This window comes from Thioalkalivibrio denitrificans (genome assembly GCF_002000365.1).
GTDB classification, from domain to species: Bacteria; Pseudomonadota; Gammaproteobacteria; order Ectothiorhodospirales; family Ectothiorhodospiraceae; genus Thioalkalivibrio_A; species Thioalkalivibrio_A denitrificans.
Map to the genome: position 1 here is coordinate 1 of NZ_MVBK01000161.1, position 1,029 is coordinate 1,029.

Annotated in this window: 1 protein-coding gene; it reads right to left on the reverse strand. The window is 71.9% G+C overall.

Annotated features, from left to right (window positions below):
• Positions 1-1,029: MalT transcriptional regulator family protein (locus B1C78_RS17700; RefSeq protein ID WP_483887641.1), on the reverse strand; the 1,029-nt coding region annotated here is incomplete at both ends.

The following is a 1,029-nucleotide window of genomic DNA, read 5'->3' on the forward strand; positions in this document are numbered from 1 at the left end:
ACCAGAGCCCGGCGCCGGGCCAGCGCCTCCCAGGCCTCGCCGAGCAGGGCGCGCGCCCGGCGGGTATCGTGCAGAATCAGGCACAGCCCTTCCCAGAGCGTCAGCTCCGCATCCGCGCGGCGCGCCTGCTCGGGGATGGCCGACAGCCAGTGGTAGAGATTCTCCCCGCGACCGGTCTGCAACAGCGCCGGGGCTGCCTGGCGGAGGCCCTCGGCCAGTCCCTCGCCGTCACCGGTTTCCACCTGCAGCGCGGCCGCGGCACTCCACTCCCCCTGCGCCCACAACAGCCGCGCCCAGCGGCCCGCATGCCCGCCATACGCCGCCGTAGTCCAAAGCACCCGGGCCCGTTCACGCAGGAAACCGCGGAACAGATCGTGCAGCCGGTAGTGTCCGGTGGCCTCGTCCAGTTGCACGAAGGCGTGGTCCTCGCGCAGGCGTTCGAGCCGCGCGACGGCATCCGCGCATCCGCTCGCCTCCGCCACCAGGTTCCGGGGCACGCGGGAAGGCAGGGCGCACAGACACAGGAGTTCCCGATCCTCTTCGGGCAGAGGCAGGAAGACCTCGTTCAGGAACCAGTCCACCAGGGAACTGCCGGGGGACTCGTCCGGATCCAGGCGCCCGGTCCTGCGCCATTGCTCCAGCAGCAGCATCAGGCCGGCCGCCCAGCCGCCGGTCAGGCCGTGCAGACGTTCCCGGTCGGCGCGGCCCGGGCGCGGCAGGCCGTGGCATTCGCACAGGTCGCCGATTTCCTTGACGGTGAACGCCAGCGCCTGCTCGTCCACCACCTCCAGCGCCCCGCGCCCGCGCAGGCGGGCCCAGGGTCTCGGCGGCTCGCAACGACTGCACACCAACAGGCGTAACGGGGTTTCCCGAAGGCACTCCGCGAAAGCGACAAGGGCGCCGTGCAGCGGATGCCCCACCGGCACGTTGTGCAGGTCGTCCACGCACATCACCAGGGTCCCCTGGATGCGCCGGGCCAGTTCGCGCAACACTTCCACCGGGAACTGGCCCGGCGCATCCAGGGGACCC